General features: G+C 48.2%; 21 protein-coding genes. 9 read left to right on the plus strand and 12 right to left on the minus strand.

Translation table 11 applies throughout. The annotated features are described in order from the left end of the window. The first annotated feature begins 47 nt into the window (after positions 1-47). Positions 48-2,183 carry a TonB-dependent siderophore receptor gene (locus CSHOW_RS09375; RefSeq protein ID WP_004321510.1) on the plus strand — a complete coding sequence of 712 codons (2,136 nt, stop codon included), beginning with the start codon at positions 48-50 and terminating at the stop codon, positions 2,181-2,183. Between the two features lie 373 nt (positions 2,184-2,556). After that, positions 2,557-3,831, plus strand: a complete 1,275-nt coding sequence (gene leuC, locus CSHOW_RS09380; protein ID WP_004321513.1) for a 3-isopropylmalate dehydratase large subunit — start codon at positions 2,557-2,559, stop codon at positions 3,829-3,831. Between the two features lie 573 nt (positions 3,832-4,404). Here the strand turns inward: leuC and CSHOW_RS09385 are convergent. Continuing rightward, positions 4,405-4,662 (minus strand): SemiSWEET family transporter, encoded by a 258-nt coding sequence (locus CSHOW_RS09385; RefSeq protein WP_002951935.1) that lies wholly within the window; start codon positions 4,660-4,662, stop codon positions 4,405-4,407. Between the two features lie 139 nt (positions 4,663-4,801). Between CSHOW_RS09385 and CSHOW_RS09390 the strand changes: the two genes are divergently transcribed. Next, positions 4,802-5,299 carry a DUF7832 domain-containing protein gene (locus CSHOW_RS09390; protein ID WP_004321517.1) on the plus strand — a complete coding sequence of 166 codons (498 nt, stop codon included), beginning with the start codon at positions 4,802-4,804 and terminating at the stop codon, positions 5,297-5,299. Between the two features lie 317 nt (positions 5,300-5,616). Here the strand turns inward: CSHOW_RS09390 and CSHOW_RS10480 are convergent, their stop codons facing one another. The 7 genes from CSHOW_RS10480 to CSHOW_RS09420 all read right to left on the minus strand — a co-directional run bounded on the left by CSHOW_RS10480 (position 5,617) and on the right by CSHOW_RS09420 (position 11,750). Continuing rightward, the gene (locus CSHOW_RS10480) at positions 5,617-6,243 is read right to left on the minus strand and encodes a hypothetical protein (RefSeq protein ID WP_236844698.1); all 627 of its coding nucleotides are present in this window, start codon (positions 6,241-6,243) and stop codon (positions 5,617-5,619) included. A 205-nt stretch (positions 6,244-6,448) separates the two neighbouring features. After that, entirely contained in the window at positions 6,449-6,916 is a 468-nt protein-coding gene (locus CSHOW_RS10485; protein WP_236844699.1) for an ankyrin repeat domain-containing protein, read from the minus strand. Between the two features lie 230 nt (positions 6,917-7,146). Beyond that, positions 7,147-7,890 (minus strand): AMIN domain-containing protein, encoded by a 744-nt coding sequence (locus CSHOW_RS09400; RefSeq protein WP_004321050.1) that lies wholly within the window; start codon positions 7,888-7,890, stop codon positions 7,147-7,149. 31 nt (positions 7,891-7,921) lie between these two features. Next, on the minus strand, positions 7,922-8,191 hold the full coding sequence (locus CSHOW_RS09405; protein ID WP_002953583.1) for an FtsB family cell division protein: 270 nt from the start codon (positions 8,189-8,191) through the stop codon (positions 7,922-7,924). Continuing rightward, a complete protein-coding gene (gene eno, locus CSHOW_RS09410) occupies positions 8,188-9,438 on the minus strand; it encodes a phosphopyruvate hydratase (protein WP_004321047.1) in 1,251 nt (416 codons plus the stop codon). The genes CSHOW_RS09405 and eno overlap by 4 nt, the downstream gene beginning before the upstream one ends. Before the next feature lie 4 nt (positions 9,439-9,442). Next, a complete protein-coding gene (recA, locus tag CSHOW_RS09415; RefSeq protein WP_004321046.1) occupies positions 9,443-10,543 on the minus strand; it encodes a recombinase RecA in 1,101 nt (366 codons plus the stop codon). A 112-nt stretch (positions 10,544-10,655) separates the two neighbouring features. After that, positions 10,656-11,750, minus strand: coding sequence for a DNA adenine methylase (locus tag CSHOW_RS09420; RefSeq protein ID WP_039895003.1), 1,095 nt, complete (start codon positions 11,748-11,750; stop codon positions 10,656-10,658). Between the two features lie 114 nt (positions 11,751-11,864). Here CSHOW_RS09420 and CSHOW_RS09425 point away from each other — a divergent pair, with 114 nt between their 5' ends. The 6 genes from CSHOW_RS09425 (at position 11,865) to CSHOW_RS09450 (ending at position 16,229) form a co-directional block, all read left to right on the plus strand. Next, positions 11,865-12,731 (plus strand): menaquinone biosynthesis family protein, encoded by an 867-nt coding sequence (locus CSHOW_RS09425; protein ID WP_171992845.1) that lies wholly within the window; start codon positions 11,865-11,867, stop codon positions 12,729-12,731. Next, positions 12,731-12,997 (plus strand): flagellar biosynthesis protein FliQ, encoded by a 267-nt coding sequence (gene fliQ / locus CSHOW_RS09430; protein WP_002953589.1) that lies wholly within the window; start codon positions 12,731-12,733, stop codon positions 12,995-12,997. Before CSHOW_RS09425 ends, fliQ begins: the two co-directional genes overlap by 1 nt. Beyond that, entirely contained in the window at positions 12,994-13,779 is a 786-nt protein-coding gene (locus CSHOW_RS09435; RefSeq protein WP_004321042.1) for a UDP-N-acetylmuramate dehydrogenase, read from the plus strand. Before fliQ ends, CSHOW_RS09435 begins: the two co-directional genes overlap by 4 nt. 175 nt (positions 13,780-13,954) lie before the next feature. Beyond that, positions 13,955-14,326, plus strand: coding sequence for a DUF805 domain-containing protein (locus CSHOW_RS09440; RefSeq protein ID WP_039894997.1), 372 nt, complete (start codon positions 13,955-13,957; stop codon positions 14,324-14,326). Positions 14,327-15,237: 911 nt separating this feature from the next. Beyond that, positions 15,238-15,573 (plus strand): barstar family protein, encoded by a 336-nt coding sequence (locus tag CSHOW_RS09445; protein WP_004321033.1) that lies wholly within the window; start codon positions 15,238-15,240, stop codon positions 15,571-15,573. Between the two features lie 2 nt (positions 15,574-15,575). After that, positions 15,576-16,229 (plus strand): hypothetical protein, encoded by a 654-nt coding sequence (locus tag CSHOW_RS09450; RefSeq protein WP_004321031.1) that lies wholly within the window; start codon positions 15,576-15,578, stop codon positions 16,227-16,229. Positions 16,230-16,635: 406 nt separating this feature from the next. On the opposite strand, the gene CSHOW_RS09455 is transcribed toward CSHOW_RS09450, so the two are convergent. The 4 genes from CSHOW_RS09455 to CSHOW_RS09470 form a co-directional block, all read right to left on the minus strand. After that, positions 16,636-17,088 (minus strand): hypothetical protein, encoded by a 453-nt coding sequence (locus CSHOW_RS09455; RefSeq protein ID WP_004321027.1) that lies wholly within the window; start codon positions 17,086-17,088, stop codon positions 16,636-16,638. A gap of 181 nt (positions 17,089-17,269) precedes the next feature. Next, a complete protein-coding gene (locus CSHOW_RS09460; protein ID WP_004321026.1) occupies positions 17,270-18,787 on the minus strand; it encodes a dual specificity protein phosphatase family protein in 1,518 nt (505 codons plus the stop codon). 513 nt (positions 18,788-19,300) lie between these two features. Beyond that, a complete protein-coding gene (locus tag CSHOW_RS09465) occupies positions 19,301-21,325 on the minus strand; it encodes a bifunctional alpha/beta hydrolase/class I SAM-dependent methyltransferase (RefSeq protein WP_004321020.1) in 2,025 nt (674 codons plus the stop codon). Between the two features lie 39 nt (positions 21,326-21,364). Continuing rightward, on the minus strand, positions 21,365-21,919 hold the full coding sequence (locus tag CSHOW_RS09470) for a DUF1287 domain-containing protein (RefSeq protein WP_004321019.1): 555 nt from the start codon (positions 21,917-21,919) through the stop codon (positions 21,365-21,367). Position 21,920: the final 1 nt, after the last annotated feature.

The raw sequence follows: 21,920 nt of genomic DNA on the forward strand, positions 1-21,920 counted from the left end.
GTAAGAATAATATAATGATAATGTATTTTAAAACGGAGAAAAAATAAATGAACAAATTTAGCCTAAGTTTAGCGGCCTCGTCGCTGCTTTTAACTCAAATTTTCGCCGCCGACGTAGCGCTGCAAGGCGTCGAGATTAGCGAGAGCGCGGATGATGGATACCGAGCCAAAACCAGCGAAGTAGGCAAAACGAATACGCCTATTTTAGAGATCCCGCAGACGGTAAACGTCGTAACCCAGCAGCAACTAAAGGATAAAAAACCCGAAACTCTAGCCGAAAGCCTTCAAAACGTGAGCGGAGTTAGCTACGGAAACACCACGGGCGGTATCTTTGACTCGATCATTAAGCGAGGCTTTGGCGGCGGACGCGACGGCTCGATCATGCGAAACGGCGTACCGGCTAGCGTCATGCATAGCTTTAACAAAACCGTAGAAAGCGTTGAGGTGCTAAAAGGCCCAGCTAGCCTGCTCTACGGCGCGCAAGAGCCCGGCGGCATCATAAATATGGTCACTAAAAAACCAAAATACGACTTCTCAAATGAAATTTGGGTCGGTATAGGCAACCATAACTACTGGAACGCGGGCTTTGACGCCACGGGACCGATCGCTGATAGCGGCTTTGCGTATAGATTTATATTTGATATGATGCAAAAAGACTACTGGAGGGAGTTTGGCGAATATAAAAACGTCCTCTTTGCGCCCTCTCTTTCTTATAAAGGCGATGATTACCGCATAAATTTAGCCTATACGCACACGCGCTCGACCGATCCGATCGACCGCGGTATGTATCTGGTGCCAAGCACGGGCAAGCTACTTCCGATAGATAAGAAAAGACGCCTTGACGAGCCGTTTAATAAACTAAAAACCAGACTCGACACCGTGGACGTAAATTTTGAAAAAAATATCGGCGAGGACTGGCTACTGCGCGGCGCTTACGCGTTTTCCCGCTCAAAGCACGAGTACGGTCACATCAGGCTAATGAACGTAAATTTAAACACGGGCGTTGCGGCTAGACGAAACGAGGCGTATGAAGGATTTATCCACCGCACGCACGCCGGATCGTTAAATTTAAACGGTTACGTGCAAACAGGCGAGATAGAGCATAACTTGCTATTTGGTATCGATGCAAAGGAGTACTACCGCTATAGACCCGGCGCGCTAAACAGCTACAGCTCAGGCACTACGCACAGAAACTTCCCGATAAATATCTACAGTCCAGTCTACGGCACGGTCCCCTATCCGTCCGACCGAGCCTCCGGTATCCAGTATCAAAAGCTAAGAACGATCGGATTTTACGCGCAAGATAGTATAAATTTGACCGAAAATTTGATCTATTCTTTGGGCGTCAGATACGAATACTACAACCAAGTCGCGCGCGGCACGACTAGCGGACCAAACACCACCGATCAGCAAGACGGCAAATTTACGTGGCAGACGGGGCTTTTATACCTGCTAACGCCGGAGTGGTCGGTTTACGCCAACTACGCGCAAAGCTTTAGCCCGCAAATGGCGATCAGCGGCGACGACATCGGCGACATAAAGCCCGAAGAAGGCAAAAGCGTAGAACTGGGAACTAAATTTCAAAACGATAGCATAACGGCTAGCGCGGCGGTCTTTAACATCGACAAGAAAAACATCATGCGCACCGTAAATAGCGTAAATACGCCCGTGGGCGAGGCGCGCTCTAGAGGATTTGAGTTTGACTTTAACGGCCGGGTAACGCAAGGGCTAAGCGTGGGCGCTAGCTACGCATACACAAAGACCCAGGTGCGCAAGGATAGCGGCGCGTTTGCCGTGCTAGTGGGCAAACCGCTAGAAGCCACGCCTAAGCACCAAGCCAGCCTCTTTACCAACTACGACTTTAGTCACCTAGGCGCAAAAGGCCTAAGGATCGGCGGCGGGGCGAGGTACTTTGGCTCATGGTACACCTACTACATGAGGACGAATCTACCGGCCGTGCCTGCGGGAACGGGCTTTAAGATGGACGACGCGGTCGTTTACGACGCATTTATCAGCTATGACACTAAGATTGCAGGCTACGAGACGAATTTCGCCTTTAACGTCAAAAACTTGACCGACAAGCTTTATTATACGTCCTCATCGACCGGTACGCAGGCTAATATCATACCGATACAGCCGGGGTATGCGAGGCAGTTTATGCTGACTGCTAGCGTTAAATTTTAAAATTTAGCGGTTCGTCTTTTCTCGCTATACGGCGTTGGATTTAAATTTTACTCGGTCACTACCGACTAGGTAGCTCCCGTCGTAAAATTTAAATCTGCCTCGTCTAAACGCAAAAATACTTCGCCTTATCGTTTTGCGCTCGAATTTGAAGTCAAATTCAATCAAATTTACAAATTTGACTTCAAATCGACTCGCCCAAACCCGCACTTGAAAACGCCGAATTCGGTTTTAAATCCGCGGCGTATTGCGCTATTTAACCGCACCGGGTTCGTATTTGCGGCGCTTAAATTTTAATCTCAATCTCTTTTTATCCATTTTTCGCTAAAATCGCTAAATTTTAAAAACGTGCGGCATCCGCAAAAAAGGAAAATTTATGCAAAACAAAAAGCAAACCATCACCGAAAAGATTTTCAGCGAGCACGTAGGTCGCGAGGTTTTCGCGGGCGAGATCATCGAAAGCGACATCGACATGGTCATCGGCAACGACATCACGACTCCGATCTCCATCAAGCAGTTTGAGCGAAGCGGCGCGACGAAGCTTGCTAATCCGGACGGCTTTAGCGTCGTGATGGACCACTACATCCCGGCAAAAGACATCCTAAGCGCCAACCAAGCTAAAATCAGCCGCGATTTTGCGTATAAGCACGATTTGAAAAATTATTTCGACGAGAAGGATATGGGCATCGAGCACGCGCTTTTGCCGGAAAAAGGCCTCGTAGTGCCGGGCGACGTCATCATCGGCGCCGATAGCCACACCTGTACGCACGGCGCGCTGGGAGCCTTTGCTACGGGTATGGGCAGCACCGATCTAGCCTACGCGATGATAACGGGTAAAAACTGGTTTAAGGTGCCGCCGACTATCAAAGTGATCTTTCGCGGCAAGTTAGACCGCCACGTCTACGGCAAGGACCTCATCCTAGAGATCATCCGCCGCATCGGCGTGGACGGCGCGCTGTATAAGGCGCTGGAGTTTACGGGCGAGACGATAGAGAACCTCGATATGGACGGGCGCTTTAGCATGTGTAACATGGCGATCGAAGCAGGCGGCAAAAGCGGTATCATCGCGGTCGATGAAACCACGAAAGAGTTTTTAAAAGGTAAAAATTTACGCGCCGAACCGAAGCTGCACTACTCCGACGAGGGCGCGAACTACGAGCAAATTTTAGAGATCGACGTTAGCAAGCTCGACCCCGTGATCGCCTATCCTTTTCTACCTAGCAACGGCAAGAGCGTGCGCGAGGCCGTGAGAGACGACATCGCCATTGATCAGGCCTTTATCGGCAGCTGCACGAACGGCCGCCTAAGCGACCTGCGCATCGCGGCTGAAATCCTAAAAGGCCGCAAAGTAGCGCGTAAAACTCGCCTCATCATCACGCCTGCGACGCAAAAAATCGCCCTGCAAGCGCAAAAAGAGGGGCTGATGGATATATTTGCCGAGGCCGGCGCAGTCGTGAGCAACCCGACCTGCGGCGCGTGCCTGGGCGGATATATGGGGATTTTGGGCGTTGGGGAACGCTGCGTAAGCACGACAAATAGAAACTTCGTCGGCCGCATGGGAGATCGCACAAGCGAGGTGTATCTGGCAAACTCGGCAGTGGCGGCGGCTAGTGCGGTAATGGGCAAGATCGCCGATCCTCGCGATCTTTAAAATTTGGCGGCTTGTCTTTTGAGCGCTTTTTGCGGAGCTGGCTAAAATTTAGCTCGGCAGACTATCTTTGCTTCGCTTTGCTCGCAACTGCAAGCAGAGGTCTAGCCTACGCTAAATTTTACCTGCGCAACCCCAAAAATCATCTCAAAATACTTCGCCTTATCATTGTTGCGTTCAAATTTGAAGCTAAATTTGCAAATTTCAGCTTCAAATTTTACCCACCGAGACCCGCATCTTGAAAAATGCAAATTTAAACCTGCGCATAGCGTAGCAACTTATAACGTACAGTGGGGTTAGAGAGGGCTTGGGAGAGAAAGGGGCGACGCTTCTTAAGTAGCCCCCCCTTCCTGTCCCAAAGAAAAGGAAAAGGGAGCTCTTTTTCTTCAGCTACGCTTCGCAACTGCAAAGCAGAGCGTAATTCAAGCCCCTTCCCCCTTAACAAGAAAATCAAGATATTAAAAATACAGTAAAGTAGTGCAGAAAATTTGCATTCAAATTTGAGCCGCCGAAACTCGCGTCAAAAAATATCAAATTTAACTTCGCCGTATCGGTAAATTTAGCGGTTTTTATCCTTTAAAACGCCGTTATCGTCGCCAAAAGACCAAAGATGATGCCGGGCAAATTCGCAGCCGCTAGCGGATAGTCTCTTTTGGCTTTTAGCAGACCGTAGCTAGTCCAGATCGTACAGTTTATCGCTGCGGCTAGAGGCTGGATAAAAGGCGTTTTGTTGCCCTCAAGGTTGCCCATTATCTGCGGGATATAAGAAATATACATGATAACCGACAGGCACGTACCTATCCAGCCTAAAATTTGCAAGTTTTTCTCGCTCATTTTTTCTCCTTTAAAATAAAATCCGCATTATACTACTTTTAGTATGACGACGCGAAATTTTATCTTGGCTGCCGCCGCGTTTTAATCGCCGAGCTAGGTCAGATTTAGTAAAATGTAGCCTAATTTAAAGGAGATCAAAATGGCTTACGTAACCTACGACAAGGCAAAATGGCACTGGGGCGCGAAAAATGCGCCGACCGACATCCCGCATGAAAACGGCGCGACGCACATCGCGTTTTTCTTCCGCTGGTGCATGGAGCGCAAGCTCTACTCCAAGGACTTTGCGGCAGATTTCGCGAGCGATATAGCGCGGATGGACGATAGCTTTGATTATCGTCAGTATTTTTTGGGCGCCATGGATGGCGTGCTGAGCAGCGAGGAGCTAAACACCGCGGGCAAGGCCTTTGCGAAGGCCTACTACACCACGGACCGCACGAAATTTGCCAAAACGCACGGCTGGTATTTGCAAGATTACGACGATTTCGTCGCGCGAAAATTCGGCGATAAAAACTTCGACAACGCCTATTTTTACATAGAAAATTCGCCGCAAAATTACGCCGAGATCAAAGAGATCATCGACCGCCGCTACGAGGAGTTTTTAGAAACCAAAAAAGCTAGCAAAAGCGCGGATAAATAAACCAAAATTTGCGCCGAGCGCAGTTTTAAAAGGCGAGGTTCAAATTTGCGCGCGCAGGAACTTAAGCGATCCTAGCATTTACCCTAGCGCAGATCGTAAATTTTAGATCAGTTGCGGCATTTGCGGATTTAGCCGCGCCTCGTAGCAAGGCTAAAACTTAGGCCGTTAAGCTAAATTTGACGGCAAGCCGCCTCCGGTTGGCGCCCTTTGCTACTTAAACCGCGGAGTCAAATCTCCCGCGCCCAGCGGCGACCTCCGCCGCTTTAGGCAAGCTCCGCTCTATCAAATTTTTCCCCTGACATTTTATCTCCTTTTATCTATTTGCTTTGTAAATTTGAGTTTGAGTCTGATTTGCTTCGGTTGTTATCTACGTAAATCACCTGAGCCATGCCGCTTTCGGCTCTACCTATAGCGCTATTGATCCCATCTTGCTTTTCCATTTCGTTTGCCCATTTTATGAAAGCCCTAATATCTTTAAACGTAGCATTTTCGTCGGGGCAAAAATGTGAATGAAAATTTATTTGATTGTCAAATCTTTTTATTCGTTTCGGGTCTATCGGCTGTGGTTTGTATTGTAAAAGACCTTCATGATATAAGCACTCGGTACATAAGTGCTCATATTTCTTGTTTTTGCGTAACTTCGCTTCGCCTTCTTCGTCTATACCTTTATTCATTTTATAGATATAGTTTTCTTTATAATCAATCAATCCCTTGCGCTTTTTATAGCACTCCTCATACGCCTTCTTTAGCTCCTCTTTAGTAGGTTGCCCTACGACGCCATGCTTTAAAAGAAGCTCTAGCATGGGTTCGTAGTTTGGGTAGTTTTGCAGCGCCACGTATAAAGAGCGTAGAAAGGTTGAATTTTCATCCCTTATGCCGGCAAATAAAGACGGCGTTTCTTTAAGTTTTGGTCTATATCCGCTAGCAAGGACTATATCAGCCATTTCGACATAGTTATGCCATACTATATACCTCATGGGGTTATTTGCGTCTTTGGATTCTTTATTGACTTGGTAATTATCTCGAAATACTATCTTTACGTCGTCTCCGTCTATGATAAGCTTTTCGATGTTGTTATAAAACGGAGGATATATTTAGTATTGCACCGTCTTTACTTCATCAAATTTAACCCCGCTATCAAGTAGCAGCTTAGCGGGTCTTTGTAGAGTTATTTTCTATGGCGTAGGCCAGGGGCGAGAGACCGAAATTATCCTTTTGTCTGATATTTGCTCCTAGTTTTATAAACTCTTTTGTGGTGTTTTCATCGTCAAAAAAGCTTGAATACATTATCGGCGTAGTACCGTAGATGAGCTTGTGCTCTACGCTGATGTTGTTGTCTTGCATAAATTTTAAAATTTGATCCGTTTGCTTTGATTTTAAAAGTTTGCGGAAATTTTCAGCAAATGCGTCGTCTTTTATCTGCTTATCTATATCCCAGTATCTAAAAGCAAAATCGTCTATCTCCTCTTGCGTTACGTATTTGCTTAGCTCGGAACCCGGGATTATTTTAGTATCGGCGGTAACTACGAAGCGGGTGGGGCCGGATAGCTTTTCGTAAATAAAATTTACGAAAACGATGAGGAAAAGAGCGGCGAGGCTAAGTGCGAGTTTGTTCAAATTTATCCCTTAAGTCAAATTTGCGAAATCTTAGCCAAAGGGCGGTTAAATTTGAGTGAATTTGGGGACGGGGGATTTGGAAAATGCGGAAAAATTAAATCAGGGCAAATTTGACTAAATTTAAAAGCCGAATTTAAAAAAGAGCGGCAAAGGCTAAAATTTAACCTTTGCCACGAGAAATTTATCGCTATAAATTTACACGCCGAAAGCTCGGAGCGCAAAAATCAAATTTATCTAGAAAGCTTTAGTAGATATCCGTCCTGAGTCTTTTCGATCTCGTGCTTATAGCTGCCGTCCAGATCAAAAACTACGCGGTAAAATTTGCCGTGCGAGCCAAAAAGCGCCGTTTTAAACGCGCCGCAGTCAAGCTCGTCTTTTCTGGTATTTACGTCCGTTTGCGAGGCGAAGTCGATCACGACCTTGGTGCCTTTGCTGATAGAGTAGTCCTTTAGCTTCTCGTCGGTCGTGAGGATTTTTATCTGCATCGGATAGATCTCAAATTTCGTCTGCTTATAGACGATCTGCTTTTGCGGTTGCGGCTTTTCAAGCGGTTTTATGACGACGTCTTTTAGAGGCTCTTGCGTTGTCATGTTGCGCTCGGTAGGCTTTGGCGCGACGTCTATCGTGGCCGCTTTTGGCTCCTCTTTAGTGACCGAGACGTCGGGCTTTTCTACAACGACGGGCACTGCGATCTTGCTTAGCAAAAACTCGTCCTGCCACGAGATGCTTTTGTTTATATCGACGGTTTTTTCCTTGATACTGCCGTCGAGGCTTTTGTATTTTAGCGTGACGGAGATAAAGTTTCTAGCGTCGGCGGGAAATTTGAAATTTTGCTTCTCAAAAGGCGGCAAATTTTCCACGACGTTGCTGCTAGCCATGCTCGCGTTTACATCGCCCGAGGGCGCAAAAGGATTTTCTCTGCCCAAAGCTAGCCCGCAGGCTAGCGCCAAAAGCCAAATTTTACCGATTTTCATAACTCCCCCGTTTTTTAAATTTTCCGACTAATCAGCCGCCGCTACTTGGCTCAAGCTCTTTTAGCTCGAAATACGCCTTTTGCAGCTGGGCGTTTTGTTTTTTTAGCGTTTCGACGTCGCGTTCTAGTTGCGTTTTTTGCTCTTGCAGGCTTAGCATCACGTCTAGCGAGCGCTTGCCAAAGATTATGTTGCCCACGTAGATACCAAAACATATCACGCAAAACGCTATAAGCGTAAATCTGAGAAAAAGCCTGAAATCAAACGGCTTTTTCTCGACGTATTCGTCTAGGACTTCGCTCAAATTTGATTTCCCAAAAACTCGTCCGTTTCGCGCTCGATCTCAAGCAGGCGGTTGTATTTGGCGTTGCGTTCGCTTCTTGAGGTCGCGCCCGTTTTGATTTGGCCCGTATTCATCGCGACGGCGAAGTCCGCAATAAAGCTATCCTCGCTCTCGCCGCTTCTGTGGCTCATCACGCAGCGGTAGCCTTTGCGCTGCGCTAGGCGGATCGTCTGCATAGTTTGGCTGACGGTGCCGATTTGATTTGGTTTTATTAAAATCGCGTTGCCTACGCCTTTGGCGATGCCTTCGCGCAAAATTTTCTCGTTCGTTACGAAAAGGTCATCGCCCACGAGCTGCACTTTAGAGCCAAGCTTGCTCGTTAGCTTCGCCCAGCCCGCCCAGTCGTCTTCGCTTAGGCCGTCTTCGATCGAAAATATCGGATACTTCTCGCAAAGCTGCGCGTATCGCTCTATCAGCTCTTCGCTGCTAAATTCCTTGCCCTCTAGCTTATATTTGCCGTTTTCGTACAGCTCGCTAGCTGCGACGTCGAGGGCCAGTTTGATCTGCTCGCCCGCCTTGTAGCCTGCTTTTTCGATGGCTTGCATGATGAGTTTGATCGGCTCTTCATTGTCGTTTAAATTTGGCGCAAATCCGCCCTCGTCGCCGACGGCCGTGCTGTGACCGGCTGCGTTTAGAAGGCCTTTTAGCGTGTGGTAAATTTCGCTCGCCGCTCGCAGCGCGTCGCTAAATTTATCAAATCCAAACGGCATAATCATAAATTCTTGAAAATCCACGCTGTTATTCGCGTGCGCGCCGCCGTTAATGATATTAAACATCGGCACCGGCAGTACGCTAGCGTTCGCGCCGCCTAGGTAGCGATACAAAGGCACGTCAAGGCTCTTTGCTGCCGCGCGCGCTACTGCCATAGATACGCCAAGTACGGCGTTCGCGCCTAAATTTGAGTAGTTATCGGTGCCGTCAAGCTCTCTCATCTCATCGTCAAGCGCCTTTTGATCGAAGGCATCCAGCCCGATCACGGCTTCGGCGATCTGCGAATTTACGTTTTCTACCGCCTTTAGCACGCCCTTGCCGCAGTATCTATCGCCCCCGTCGCGAAGCTCCAGCGCCTCGCGTTTGCCCGTGCTTGCGCCGCTTGGGACTATCGCGCTTGCCACGGTGCCGTCGCTTAGAGCTACGGTTGCCTTCACGGTCGGGTTGCCGCGGCTGTCTAGTACTTCTATCGCAGTTACGTCTTCTATAAATACCATTGTTTTATTCCTCCGTATTTTCTTCTATGCTTTCGTCGTCGCTATCTTTGCCGCCCGCGCCGCTTATTAGCTTATCTAGGCCGATCGAGCTTTTTATCGTAGCTACGATCTCGTCTGATATCTCGGGGTGCTCTTTGAGATAGGCTTTTGCGTTTTCGCGGCCTTGGCCGATTTTAGCGGCTTTGTAACTAAACCACGCGCCGCTTTTATCGATGATATCGAGCTTCACGCCGTAGTCGATGATCTCGCCGTCGCGGCTGATACCCTCGCCGAACATTATGTCAAATTCCGCCGTTTTAAACGGAGGCGCGACCTTGTTTTTCACGACTTTTACCTTCGTGCGGTTGCCGATAGGCTCTTCGTTTTGTTTTAGCGTGGCGATCTTGCGCACGTCTAGGCGCACGGATGCGTAAAATTTAAGCGCGTTACCGCCCGTAGTAGTTTCGGGCGTACCGTAACCCATAGCGCCGATTTTCATACGAATTTGGTTGATAAAGATCACGGTCGTGTTCATCTTGTGCACGACGCCTGCGAGTTTGCGTAGCGCTTGGCTCATTAGACGCGCTTGCAAGCCTACGTGTTGATCGCCCATATCGCCCTCGATCTCGCTTTTTGGCGTTAGCGCCGCGACGCTATCAACGACGATCAGCTCGACCGCTCCACTTCTAGCTAGGTTTTCTACGATCTCTAGCGCCTGCTCGCCAAAGTCAGGCTGGCTGACGTAGAGATTTTCGGTATCTACGCCCAAATTTGCCGCATATTTCACGTCTAGAGCGTGCTCGGCGTCGATAAAGGCGCACGTGGCTCCGGCTTTTTGCGCTTCAGCGATGATGTGTAGCGTCAGAGTCGTTTTACCCGAGCTCTCAGGTCCGTAAACCTCGATGATACGGCCCTTTGGGATACCGCCGATACCAAGGGCTAGGTCAAGTCCTAGCGAGCCGGTCGAGATGCTGTCTATCGCCTCGACTTGCTTGTCGCCCAGGCGGATTAGCGTACCCTTGCCAAATGCTTTATCTATCTGCTTTAAAGCCGCGTCTAAGGCCTTTTTCTTGTCCGAATCGTTTGTCGGCGGGACTATCTTTTTCTCTTCTTTTTCTTTTGCCATCGGCTTCCTTAAATTTAAAATAATCGGGCTGATTTTATCAAATTTGAGATGAATTTTTGATTATTCGCGCAAATTTGAGACGGGTTTGGGCGTGGTCAAATTTAGCCTAAATTTACGCCTTTTTTAAAACGTAAAGCAGCTCGCTAACGTGCGTCGGGCGACTGGCTAGATTTCTACTACCGCGAAAAGCGTTGTATTTTTGCTCCAAAATTTGCACTTCGCCAAGCCCGGCTAAATTTTGGCTAAATTCTTCGCGCGCGATGAAGCCCTCGGAGTTAAACGAGATGAGCACGAATTTAGCTTTTAGCTTTGAGATTAGCTCGAAAAATGCGGGCGCGGCGGCTGATTTTTGATTAAAAACTGAGCGGTTCCAGCCCCGAGCGATGCCCGAAACCCGCGAGATTTCGCTCGGACGCTCGTAGCTAGCGATCAAATTTAGCATAAAGTAGTTCGAGCCGTAGGGGTGCTGGTTATAAGGCGGATCAAGATAGACCAGATCAAACGGCGGAAGCTCGGCGGCAAGCTCCTGGGCGTCTCGTCTTTGCACTTCAAATTCGACGTTAAAATTTGAAAAAACGGGCTTAAGCAGGCTGATGTCGGCCGTGATGCGAGATAGCGCGTGTTTGCCGCGTCCGCCAAACTGCCCAAGGCCGTCCTTGTTTTTATGAAAACCCTTGAAAATACCGCTGGTGTTGGCGTGCACGCTAGCTGAATACAACAACGGAGCGACAAAAAAAACGCGCAGCTCCTGCGGCACTAGCGCCTCGATAATCTGGCGCGCGGTGTCTATGTAGGCGGCGTTTTTTCTCGTGTAAAAGACGCGGTCAGTCGCCAAAATATTTGCCTCGTCTTTTGGCGCGTAAAGCTCGCAGATAAAGCCCTCGCGCAAATTTGCGCCGATTTCGCGCGTTAGTTTTTCATGCCAAAAATCAAGCTCTTTTTTAAACTCCGCGTCCGCGTTTGCGAGGTAGCACTCGTTTGTTACGCGGCTATAAAGCTCCAGGTCGTTTGCGACGATGAAATTTGCGTGGGATTTTAAAAACCGCGACACGATGCCGCTACCGCTAAAAAGGTCGCAGCAGCTTAGTTTTTCTTTACCAAGTGCGTGTTTTGCGATATTTACGCCTTGTTCGATAAAACCTAAAAGCGAGCGTTTGTTGCCTAGATAAGTTAAAATTTGCTCTTTTAAATACGCCTGATTTTCCATATTTTTCTTTATAAATTCCGCATTTTTATGGCGATTGTAGCAAAAATTTACTATAATTTCGCAATCTAGCCGCGCGCGAAATTTAAAGCGGAGCAAAAAGGATAAAATTTGAAGATTTTTAAGCATATAAACGTCGCTCACTCACCCGACGCAGACGATATTTTTATGTATAAGGCGATTGATTTTGGCTGGGTAAGCTCGAAAAATCTAAAATTTAGCGCCACCGCGCTTGATATCCAGACGCTAAACGACGAGGCGCTAAAAGGCACCTATGAGGCCACGGCGATTAGTTTCGCGCTATATCCACTCATCTGCGAGGAGTACGCGCTTTTGCGTACGGCAGTGAGTTTCGGCGAGGGTTACGGCCCAAAGCTAGTTAAGAAAAAAGGCGCGGTTTTAAAGCGAAATTTCAAAGTCGCGCTCAGCGGCAAACACACGACCAATGCCCTGCTTTTTCGCATGGCCTACCCGCAGGCGCGCATAGTTTATAAAAATTTCCTAGAAATCGAGGGTGCGGTTTTAAGCGGGGAGGTGGATGCAGGCGTGCTGATACACGAGAGCATTTTGGATTTTTCGGACGAGCTTTGCGTGGAGCGCGAGATCTGGGATATCTGGAGCGAGCTAGCGGGTGAAAATCTGCCGCTGCCGCTAGGAGGCATGGCGGTTCGCCGCAGCCTGCCGATAACGGACGCTACCGAGTGCGAGCGCGTGCTAACGGAGGGCGTACGCATCGCCACCGCGCATAAGCCCTTTTTGTCGCATATGCTAATGGAGCGAAATTTGATCCGCGTCGATAAAGAAAAGCTAAAAACCTATCTAAATCTCTACGCAAACGACAGTTCTGTCTCAATGAACGAAACAAAGCTAAAGGCGGTAAATAGGCTCTTTGCGCTTGGTTATGAGAGGGGATTTTATCCGCTACCGATCAAGGCCGAAAACTATCTCGTGCCCGCCGAGTACAACAATATAAGGTTTAGCTAATGCAATCAACGCTCATAGAACTCGGTATCGAAACCTTTAAAATCGCGCTTTATCTGAGCTTCCCTATGCTGCTCGCTGGCCTATCGGCGGGCCTTATCATCAGTATATTTCAGGCTACGACGCAGATAAACGAGATGACGCTAAGCTTCGTGCCCAAAATCATCCTCGTCGTCGTCGTGATTATATTTTTGATGCCGTGGATGGTCTCGATGATGGTCGATTTCACGACGCGTATGATAGAGTTTATCCCGAATTTCGTGCAATGACGCAGCTTATAGATTTTTCCAAATTTAGCTCGGTGCGAGTAGGCGGCGTGCACGAGGTGGCGGTGCTAGAGAGCATTGAGGACGCTCTAAAGCCGGAATTTGCCGGGCGCGTGATGATAGGCGGCGCGAACAACCTGCTAGTCTCGCCAAACCCGCCCGCGATGATGATGCTAGGCGGCGTGTTTGATTATATAAATTTAAGCGGCGACGTGCTTAGTATCGGAGCTGCGACGAAGTCGGGCAAAATTTACAACTTCGCCAAAAAACACAATATCGGCGGGTTTGAGTTTTTGCAAAATATCCCAGGTACGCTCGGGGGTCTTGTTAAAATGAACGCGGGGCTTTGCGGCGTTAGTATCAGCGATAGCCTGCTAGCCGTGCGACTAGGTCGCGGCTGGGTAGAGCGCGAGAGGATAAGCTTTAGCTACCGAAAAAGCGGGATCGATGAGCCGATTTTGGGCGCCGAGTTTAAAATTTCGCGCAAATTTGACGCAGCGCTCGCCGCCGATTTTGCCGCTAAACGCGCAAATCAGCCAAAGGGCGCTAGCTTTGGCAGCTGTTTTGTAAATCCGCCGGGCGACTACGCAGGCAGACTGATCGAGGAAGTCGGGCTAAAGGGCTACGCGATAGGCGGGGCTAAATTTAGCGAGCAGCACGCGAATTTCATCGTAAATTTTAACGCCGCGACCTTCGCGGACGTAACCGGGCTCATAAATTTAGCCCGCGAGCGCGTTTTGGAGCAATTCGGCATAGAGCTAAAAACCGAAGTGGTAATACTTTAGACCTAAGCTTACTATAATAACACAAAAAATATCATTTAACTAAAAACGATTTTTGATTAAGTTAAGTACGCCTAAATTTTTACTTCATTTAAGCCCGCAAAATGTCTATTCTTAAGTAAATATTTCTATTTATTTTTATAAAAATAAAAAAATATTTTAAAACAAAGGATAAACAGTGACTTTTGGCGAATCCATAAAAAGTTGCCTTAACGGCTACGTAAAGTTTGACGGCAGAGTGCCTAGGTCGGAGTACTGGTGGTTTTTAGTCTTTATTTTTATAGTAAACGTAGTTGCGGTTTGCATAGACTTAAGTGCATCAAACATATACGAAAAATCAGAGCTTGTCTCTACGCTTGCGGGTTTAGCCCTTTTGTCACCCAACCTCGCAGTCTGCGTCAGAAGACTTCACGACCTAAACAAGAGCGGCTGGTGGGTGCTGCTCTTTTTTATTCCGATCATCGGCCCGGTCGTTTTAATCGTATGGTTTGCTACGCGCGGCACGGTAGGCGCAAATATCTTCGACGAAGACCCGTTAGCGGCGGTTTAAAGAGGCTAAAAATATCCGCAAAAGGCGGCGCAAAGGAAAAGACGAGTTATTTTATTTGCACGGGCGGTGCTGGTTTTTTGCGGTTTATAAACGTTTACGCCAAAGCTTAGTGCCGCTATGAAATTTTACGCACGGAAAGCAAATACAAAATGAAAAATCTTTTTATAAATAACGAATTGCGCGATATTTCGGTATGCGGCGAGAACCTGGGCGGAGCGATTTTTGACGATTTGTCGGTTAGGGATGCGAAATTTATTCAGTGCGATTTTTCAAATGCGAGAATAGGCCTACGAAAAAACGTTAGTTTTGAAAATACCGTTTTTCAAAAGGTAGATTTCCGTAGCGTCGGACAAGTAAATGCGGTTTACGATAATTGCAAATTTATCGGTTGCGATTTTCGCGGAACGAGATTAGACGACTTATCGACGAAATATTTCTCGTGTTTATTTGATAAATGCAAAATAACCGACCAAAAATTTTTAGTAAATAATTTTTAGAAAAATACGATTATCGGGAAAATATCCGAAGTCCAATTTATCAGCGATAACCAAAGATTAGGCAAGCTTGACGAGCCAAATTTAAATCTATCCGCCTGCAAAATCTCGTTTTTTAAATTTATAAATTGCGATATATCAAACATCCTTCCGCCCGACTTTTCTAATTATATATTTATAAAAGATTTAAAGACAAAAATCCAAAAAGCAAACGAAAAACTAGAGTTAGATGATTTGTCTGCGGCAAACAAAAAAACGATGGAAAGAAAGTTAAGGCATTTAGGCGGGCTAGATGCGTATTTATTTAACGTAGAGGATGAAATTTACATCAACGGTTTAGAATTTACGGAAAAATTCTTTTTTTATTTAGGCGTGGATACGGCTTGTTTGCTAAAATAAATTTAAAGGCATTTAACGATGAAATTTATTAGCGTAGATATAGATTTTTTAGATATTTATTCTAAAAATTTTCACCTAAAAATGGCGGAAATTTTCGGTTTTCCAGACTTTTACGGCAAAAATCTCGCCGCTTTGATAGATTGCTTATCTGATTTAAGAACATTTGGGGACGAAGAGCCCATGACTCGCTACTCTTTAAACGATGACGAATGCCTTTTATTAAACGTTAGAAATTTATCTAAAGCATCAAACGATTTGAGACGCAAATTTTTATTAGCCCTAGAAGCCGTAAATACGCGCTTATCGGCGGGTAAGACGCCTACGATATTAGTAAATTTAACGAGCAAAGGATAGACTTGCTGCAAGAAGTAAGAACCAGCTGCGAACCGGCGGTAATCGGCGTTAGAAACGGCCTATATCAGACGGAGTTTATAGACGCCAGATCCTTTCCCTCTAAAGACGTCAAAGACAAATTTGCGGACGTTTTTACGAATCCGCTAAATTTATCCGCATTTAAAGACGAATGCGTTAAAGCGTTTGCGCTAAAACGAGCAAAACAAACCGATATCGTTTCTTGCGACTCGGGTATTTTTGATTTGGATTTTTTGATTTCGCAAAAAGCAGCAGACGTCATCAAATCCTTTAAGATTAATAATCTGATAAAAGTACCCGTCGAAATTGACGGCTGGAGCGGTAAATATTTTACGGTTAGTTTCCCTAAATACAGCGTTAATATCGTAAATTTTCCCGAGTCTATTTTCGTATATCAAGATTGCGATAAAGAGCAAGGAAAATTTATCGATATCGTAAGAAGCATTAACGCCCCAGACGAATATGGCGACTTAATGACGCAAATCGTCCCCAGAAAAATATCGCTATCGCAAAAAATAGAAGATAAGGCGTTTCATATAAACGGCATGGGGCTATTTTTCTCTCGCGATATTTTGGACGCGTTTTTATCGGAGCAAATAAGCGGATTTAGCCTGCATGACGCTTTCGTTTTAGCTTAAATTTATCGGCTTGCTTCGGAGTTTGGTGACCGCTCGGCTTTTTTGCGCAAATTTGCCTTTGCTTAAATCAGGCTTTGAATTTTCGCGCCCATAGCCGAATTTCGCTCGATTGTCCGGTTTTGCGTTTGCCAGGCGGTTAAATTTAGGGCGTCGGGCTCGTCTTTGCGTATTTGCCAAATAAACGTATCGGCGCGGCTTTTGGCTCTTTAGCGGAGCATCAAAAACCCGGGCGCGCATTCATCGCTTGCTTGAGCGCATTTATCCGAATTTGCAGTTGCGTCTTAACGCGAGGTTTATCGCGCTTGGCGTTTCATTTGCCAGGCGGCGTTTTGTCTTGGCCTTATCCGACCGGTCGTTTGCGAACTTGCGTCTAACCGCCGATAAAACCTATTTCTCCGCCGTAAATTTAGCCCAAATAACGCATCGCTAAGGCCGCTAAAATGAGCGCCGAACTAAGCGCGGCAGTTAGTTTATACAGCCGCAAAGCTCCAGCGCAGCGACTTTTCATATCGCGGATTTTAGGCGGTTTGCTAGTTAAATTTAGCTCTAAAAGCGCCGCGTCAAATTTGCCGCAACCCAGCCTCTCATCCGCAAAATCCTTAAAGATAAGCGAGTCAAAATGCAACCTAATATGCAGATAAAACAAAACCGCAAAAGCCGCCAAAAAGCCCGCAACGACAACAAAATTTGCAAAAATACTAAGGCAGACAGCTAGCTGAAGTAAATTTAACAAGAAAAATGGCCTATGCGTCGCTAAAAATCTAGCCGTAACCAGCGCTAAAGCCCTATCGTCCGTCCTTTGGCGGCGTTCCCGCTCCCCGTCTTGCGCCGCTTTTTCGTTTTGCTCCACATTCGTCATTTTCCCTCCTCATTTTGGGTGTTCGCCTTTGGTTAAATTCCCGTTCGTTTTCGCCGAGAATTTTGCAATGCCGCTTGTTTCTAGCCTGCAGATTTTTTAAATTTGATCCCTTAAACCGGACTTGATCAAATTTAGCATGCGCCTATTTCGCGCTTAAATTTGCCGCTTCTTTACTTCGCTTTCAAATTTCGCGGGTGCCGTCTGCTAGCTGCATTATCCGCTCCCGTAGCAGGCTAGAGACTGCGATCTTTTCGCGGCGCGATCTTAGCAAATTTAGCGCGTCGTCAAATCCTAGTCCCGCGTAAATCACAAGCCAAGCGAGCAGTACCGACGCGCTCCTGCCGTAGCCCAGCGCGCAGCACACTAGCACCTTTTTGCCGTTCTCAGCGGCTCGTTCGTTTGAGTTAGCGAAAATTTGTCCCGCCTCGGCGATCTTACTCTCGTTTGCCGCGCCGCGCGTTTGCAAATTTGCCCGCGCGTTCGCTTGCTCGTCAAATTTCAAATTTCGCCCGTGCGCGTAGCCCACCTCGGCGCTAAAATTTAATCCTAGCTCAACCGTCGTTTGCGGTAAATTTTCGCCGCCGCAAAGAGTCGTTTTTACTATCCGCTCAAGCTCGTCTGTGCCTAGTTTTAACTCGTCTGCGCTCGGCATTATCATATCTAGCATAGGTAGGCTCGCGTAAATTTGCGCACCGTTAGGACTCTCAAACTCGGCCGCGCAGTCAAGCACGGCGTCAAATTTGCCAGCCTCCTTAACCGAGCCTAGATAGAGCCCCGGCAAAATTTCATCCGCAAGCCGGCGTCCGCGCAGCCAAAAGAGCGCATTTAGCCGCGCGACGCAAAGATAGGGAAGGAGCAAGGCTTTAGCCGCGGCGGCGTGACGGCCTTGCCCGTTTTTAGCAAAAACTCCCGCACCCAAAAACGCGTAACCGCAGGCGACCAGCGCGAAACTAAGGCTCGCCCATGACAGCCACAACGCCCACGAGCTCCAAATTTTAGCCCCCGCAATCGCCGCAAAAAGCGTCAAAAACGCAAGCACCAGATATAGCGCCGCCCATTTGTAGCGCGTAGTCTCCACAGTCATGGCAAACCTAAGCGGCTCACCATCCATCGGACGAACGAGCAGCACAAAATATCCCGCGGCTAATCCCGTCGGAATGTCGATAAAATGGTGCTGATACGTGGTCAGCACGCTAAAGCCGATGAGCACAAACCACGCTACGAGCGCCGCTTTAAGCCAAATCGCGCGCGCCTTGCGAAGGTAAAATGCGCCCACGACGACGCAAAGTATGATGTGCAGCGATGGGGCTTGATTAAACGGGAGGTCAAAGGCGGCGAGGCTCGAGAACAAAAAGCCGCTAAAGCCCGAAACTGCGGGCTTTTCCCACGACATTTGCAGAGGAAAAGCGATAAAAAACAGCGTCGCGATAACCTGCGCGGCGAGCAGCTGCGTGACGTAGCGCGCGAGCTCACGGCCGTCACGGCATAGGAAAAATCCAAGCGCGTAGAGCAAATTTAGCGACCAGTACGGCACGATGCTCCACGCCCAAAACGGCACCGCGCGCTCCCATGCAAAATAGATCTCGGGTACGTTTGCGCGAGCGCTCGCGAGGGCGTTTGTAGCGCCGTAGCTAGCGTAAAATATCGCGGCAACTACGACTAGCACAGCCAGCTGCGATAAAAACAATTTCGTTTTCATTTTTACCTTTTTTGCTAATTCTATCAAATTTTATCGGATTTGCGCTTCTGGTGACCTATAAGCTCGCTTGACATAAATTTGTAAATTTTACCCGCCGAGACCTGTATCTTTAAGGCGCTAAATTTGGTTTTGTTAAATTTGGTGTTGTGCATTAGCTTTTTGCGCAAATCAGCCTTTCTTGTTAAGGGGGAAGGAGCTTGAATTACGAAGTCGCTCCCTTCCCCCTTAACAATCCCCCAACCCCTACGACGTGAGAGGTTGCTGCACTATGCGCAGGTTAAATTTGACGCTTGCGCGTAGTAAATTTGAATCAAATTTGATGTTTTCAAGGTGCAGGTCTCGGTGGCTCAAATTAGCAAATTTGACTTCAAATTTGAACGTAACAAGTTAAGGCGAAGTATCGCGAGATGATTTTTCGAGTTTTGAAGCAAAATTGAGCGTGCGCTAGGCATATAGCCTGCGGAGCGAAAATTTTGCAAAATCTCGGAAAAGCGCTCGCGAGACAAGCCGCTATTAAATTTTAACAGCCAAACTCACGCTAAATATCCCATCCCCATCTATCCATTCACGCACCTTTTTAAATCCCGCCTTTTCCACGAGCTGATCCATCTCGGCCTGGCTGCGGCGACGCATGATCCACGCAGCGCCCTGCCTGTGGCTGGATAGAGCGCGCGCGATCATCTCAAGCTGCGGGTGCCACGGCTGATTGGTGTAGATTAGGCAGCCGCCGCTTTTTACGCTGCTTGAAAAGCCTTGCAGCGCGGTGCGCACGACCGAGTTATCCGGGAAGAGCTCAAACAGTCCCGACACGACGCCAAGCGTATATGCGTCCCGCAAGCCCTCGTAGCTAGCGGCGTCAAAGGCGTTTACCTGCGTAAAGCTCGCGACGTCCTGCAGCCCGCGCTCCTTTATCATTTCGCTGCCGGCTTTTACGTTTATGTCGCTGTAGTCGCGTAGCGTTATGCGCTCAAATTTATACCCTTGCGCGGCGTCTAGTATGTATCTGCCATGCCCAGAGGCGATGTCTAGCAGTCGTAGCGGCTCGCCTCGCTCCTGCAGTTTTGCTACGGCTTGATCGATAGCTAGCTTGATATTTCGCTTGCGCTCTCTGATACCGCGCCAGCCGATAGCGTTTAGGTAAAATTTGTCGATAAATTTAAAAAATTTATTCGCCCCTTGCGGTTCGTTTCGGTAGACGTAATCAAGCGTACTGCCGCTATCGTAGCCGGTGTTTTCGCCGATCTTTAGCCCGCCGACCCACGGCGAAACCGCCTGCATAAATATCCGCTGGAATTTAAACTGCAAATTTTTCGGGCTAAATCTCGGCAGCGGCGTAGCTAGCCTATCGGCCTCCTCGCGGCTAAAGCCGTATTCGTCCGCGTGCGTGCAGTCCACCTCGCTAAAAGGTGCGCTAAACCTCTCGCCGACGAACTCGCGAATGATCTCAAACGCCCTTTCCCGCTCGCTCTCACCCAGCGTATCGTGGTAAAATCCCTCTAAAATCTCGCGCCTTTTTACGCGCGCGCCAAGAGCGTTGTAAAATTCGTGCTGCGGGGCGTGCTCCACGACCCAGTCATCGCCCGAGATCAGCAGCAGCGTAGGCGTCGTGATCGCGGCGGCGTCCGAAACCACGCGCTCTGCCGCCTCGTAAAGCCCAAGCAGTATGCGCACCGAGATCGCGCGAGTGATGAGTGAGTCGGCGTCGTAGCTGGCCTGGCGCTCCTTGTCGTGCGTGAGATAGTGCGCTTTGACGTAGCTGTTTACGAAAAAATTTCCGCGCGAGGAGTAGAGCGCCTTTAGCCCCGCCCTAGCAAACGGCACGTAAAGCTTCACGCTAAACGCGGGACTAGCTAGCACCGCGCAGCGAACGCGCGGAGCGTAATCGTGCAGCCACGCCGAGACCAGCACGGCGCCCACGCTCTGAGCTATCACGGCTAGATTTTGCGTCTCAAAGCCAAATCTCTGCTCGATATGCGCCACAAACTCGTCCACGTCGGCGATGAGACGGCCGATACTTGGCGCGTCGCCCCGCTCGCCCTCGCTCCTACCGTGTCCGCGCTGATCCCAGGCAAAATAACTCAAATTCTCGTCCGCTAGCCCGTCTGCTACATGCGTCGTCCTGCCCGAGTGCTCGTGCCCGCGGTGAAATATCGCTACGGCTTTGGCATTCGGCGCGGCTTTAAATTTGAGATTTTGCTCGGCGTTTTCGCTCAAATTTGACGCGCTGCATTTGCTAGTTTCGTTTAAATTTGAGTCCGAGTTTTCGCCGTTGTTTTGTAAATTTTGCTCGTCCGATTTACCTTCGCCGCCAAAACCCGGCTCCGCATTTTCATCCGCGCCACCTGCTTGCTCGCTAGTCAAATTTGACGTTTCGTTTGTAGTTTGGACGCCTAATTTTGATCCGTCAAATTTGCCATCCTCGCTCAAATTTACTTCGTCTGCGCCCGGGTTTTCGCACGCCACGTCCGCAGCCAGGCGGTATCTGTAAAATATCCTCGCCCCGTCGCTCGTTATAAAGTAGCTCTCTTTAAACTCCATTTTTCGCCTTTCTTACTTAAATTTATCTGTTTTTTGCGCTTATTTTATCCTAAAATGCCCTGTTATCTCGTAAACATTTAGCACGTCCTCTTCCTGCGCGCCAAGCCCGATGTTATGGATCACGAGCGGGGTTTTGCTGCCGGAAAATTTATCCGAAACTATGCCGATATGCGGCCTGCCGTTGTCCAGCCGCCACGTCACGATATCGCCTGCCTTAAACTCGCCCTTTGCCTCGTAACCCTTGCGTTTTAGATAGGTCGCGATGTTTGGTACTCGGCGATGATCGATGTTTTTGTCGGTCTTTTTCGCACCCCAGTTTTTTGGATAGGAGCTAAAATTTACGCTCATATCCTCGTGGATGAGCCGCTGCAGATCGATGTCCTGCCCGCGCAGCGCCCTTACCACGACGTCGGTGCAAACGCCCTTTATTATATCCACATCGCCCATCGGATAGGCTAGCCTCTCGTACGAAGGATCGTAAAACAGCGTCCGTCCGACCTGCGCTCTAGCGTCTTGCACGAGCTTGTCGGCCGAAAAAGCAAAGGCTAAATTTGCCGCGAGCGCTAAAAGTAAAATTTTGCTCCAAATTTTCATC

This window comes from Campylobacter showae (genome assembly GCF_004803815.1).
GTDB classification, from domain to species: Bacteria; Campylobacterota; Campylobacteria; order Campylobacterales; family Campylobacteraceae; genus Campylobacter_A; species Campylobacter_A showae.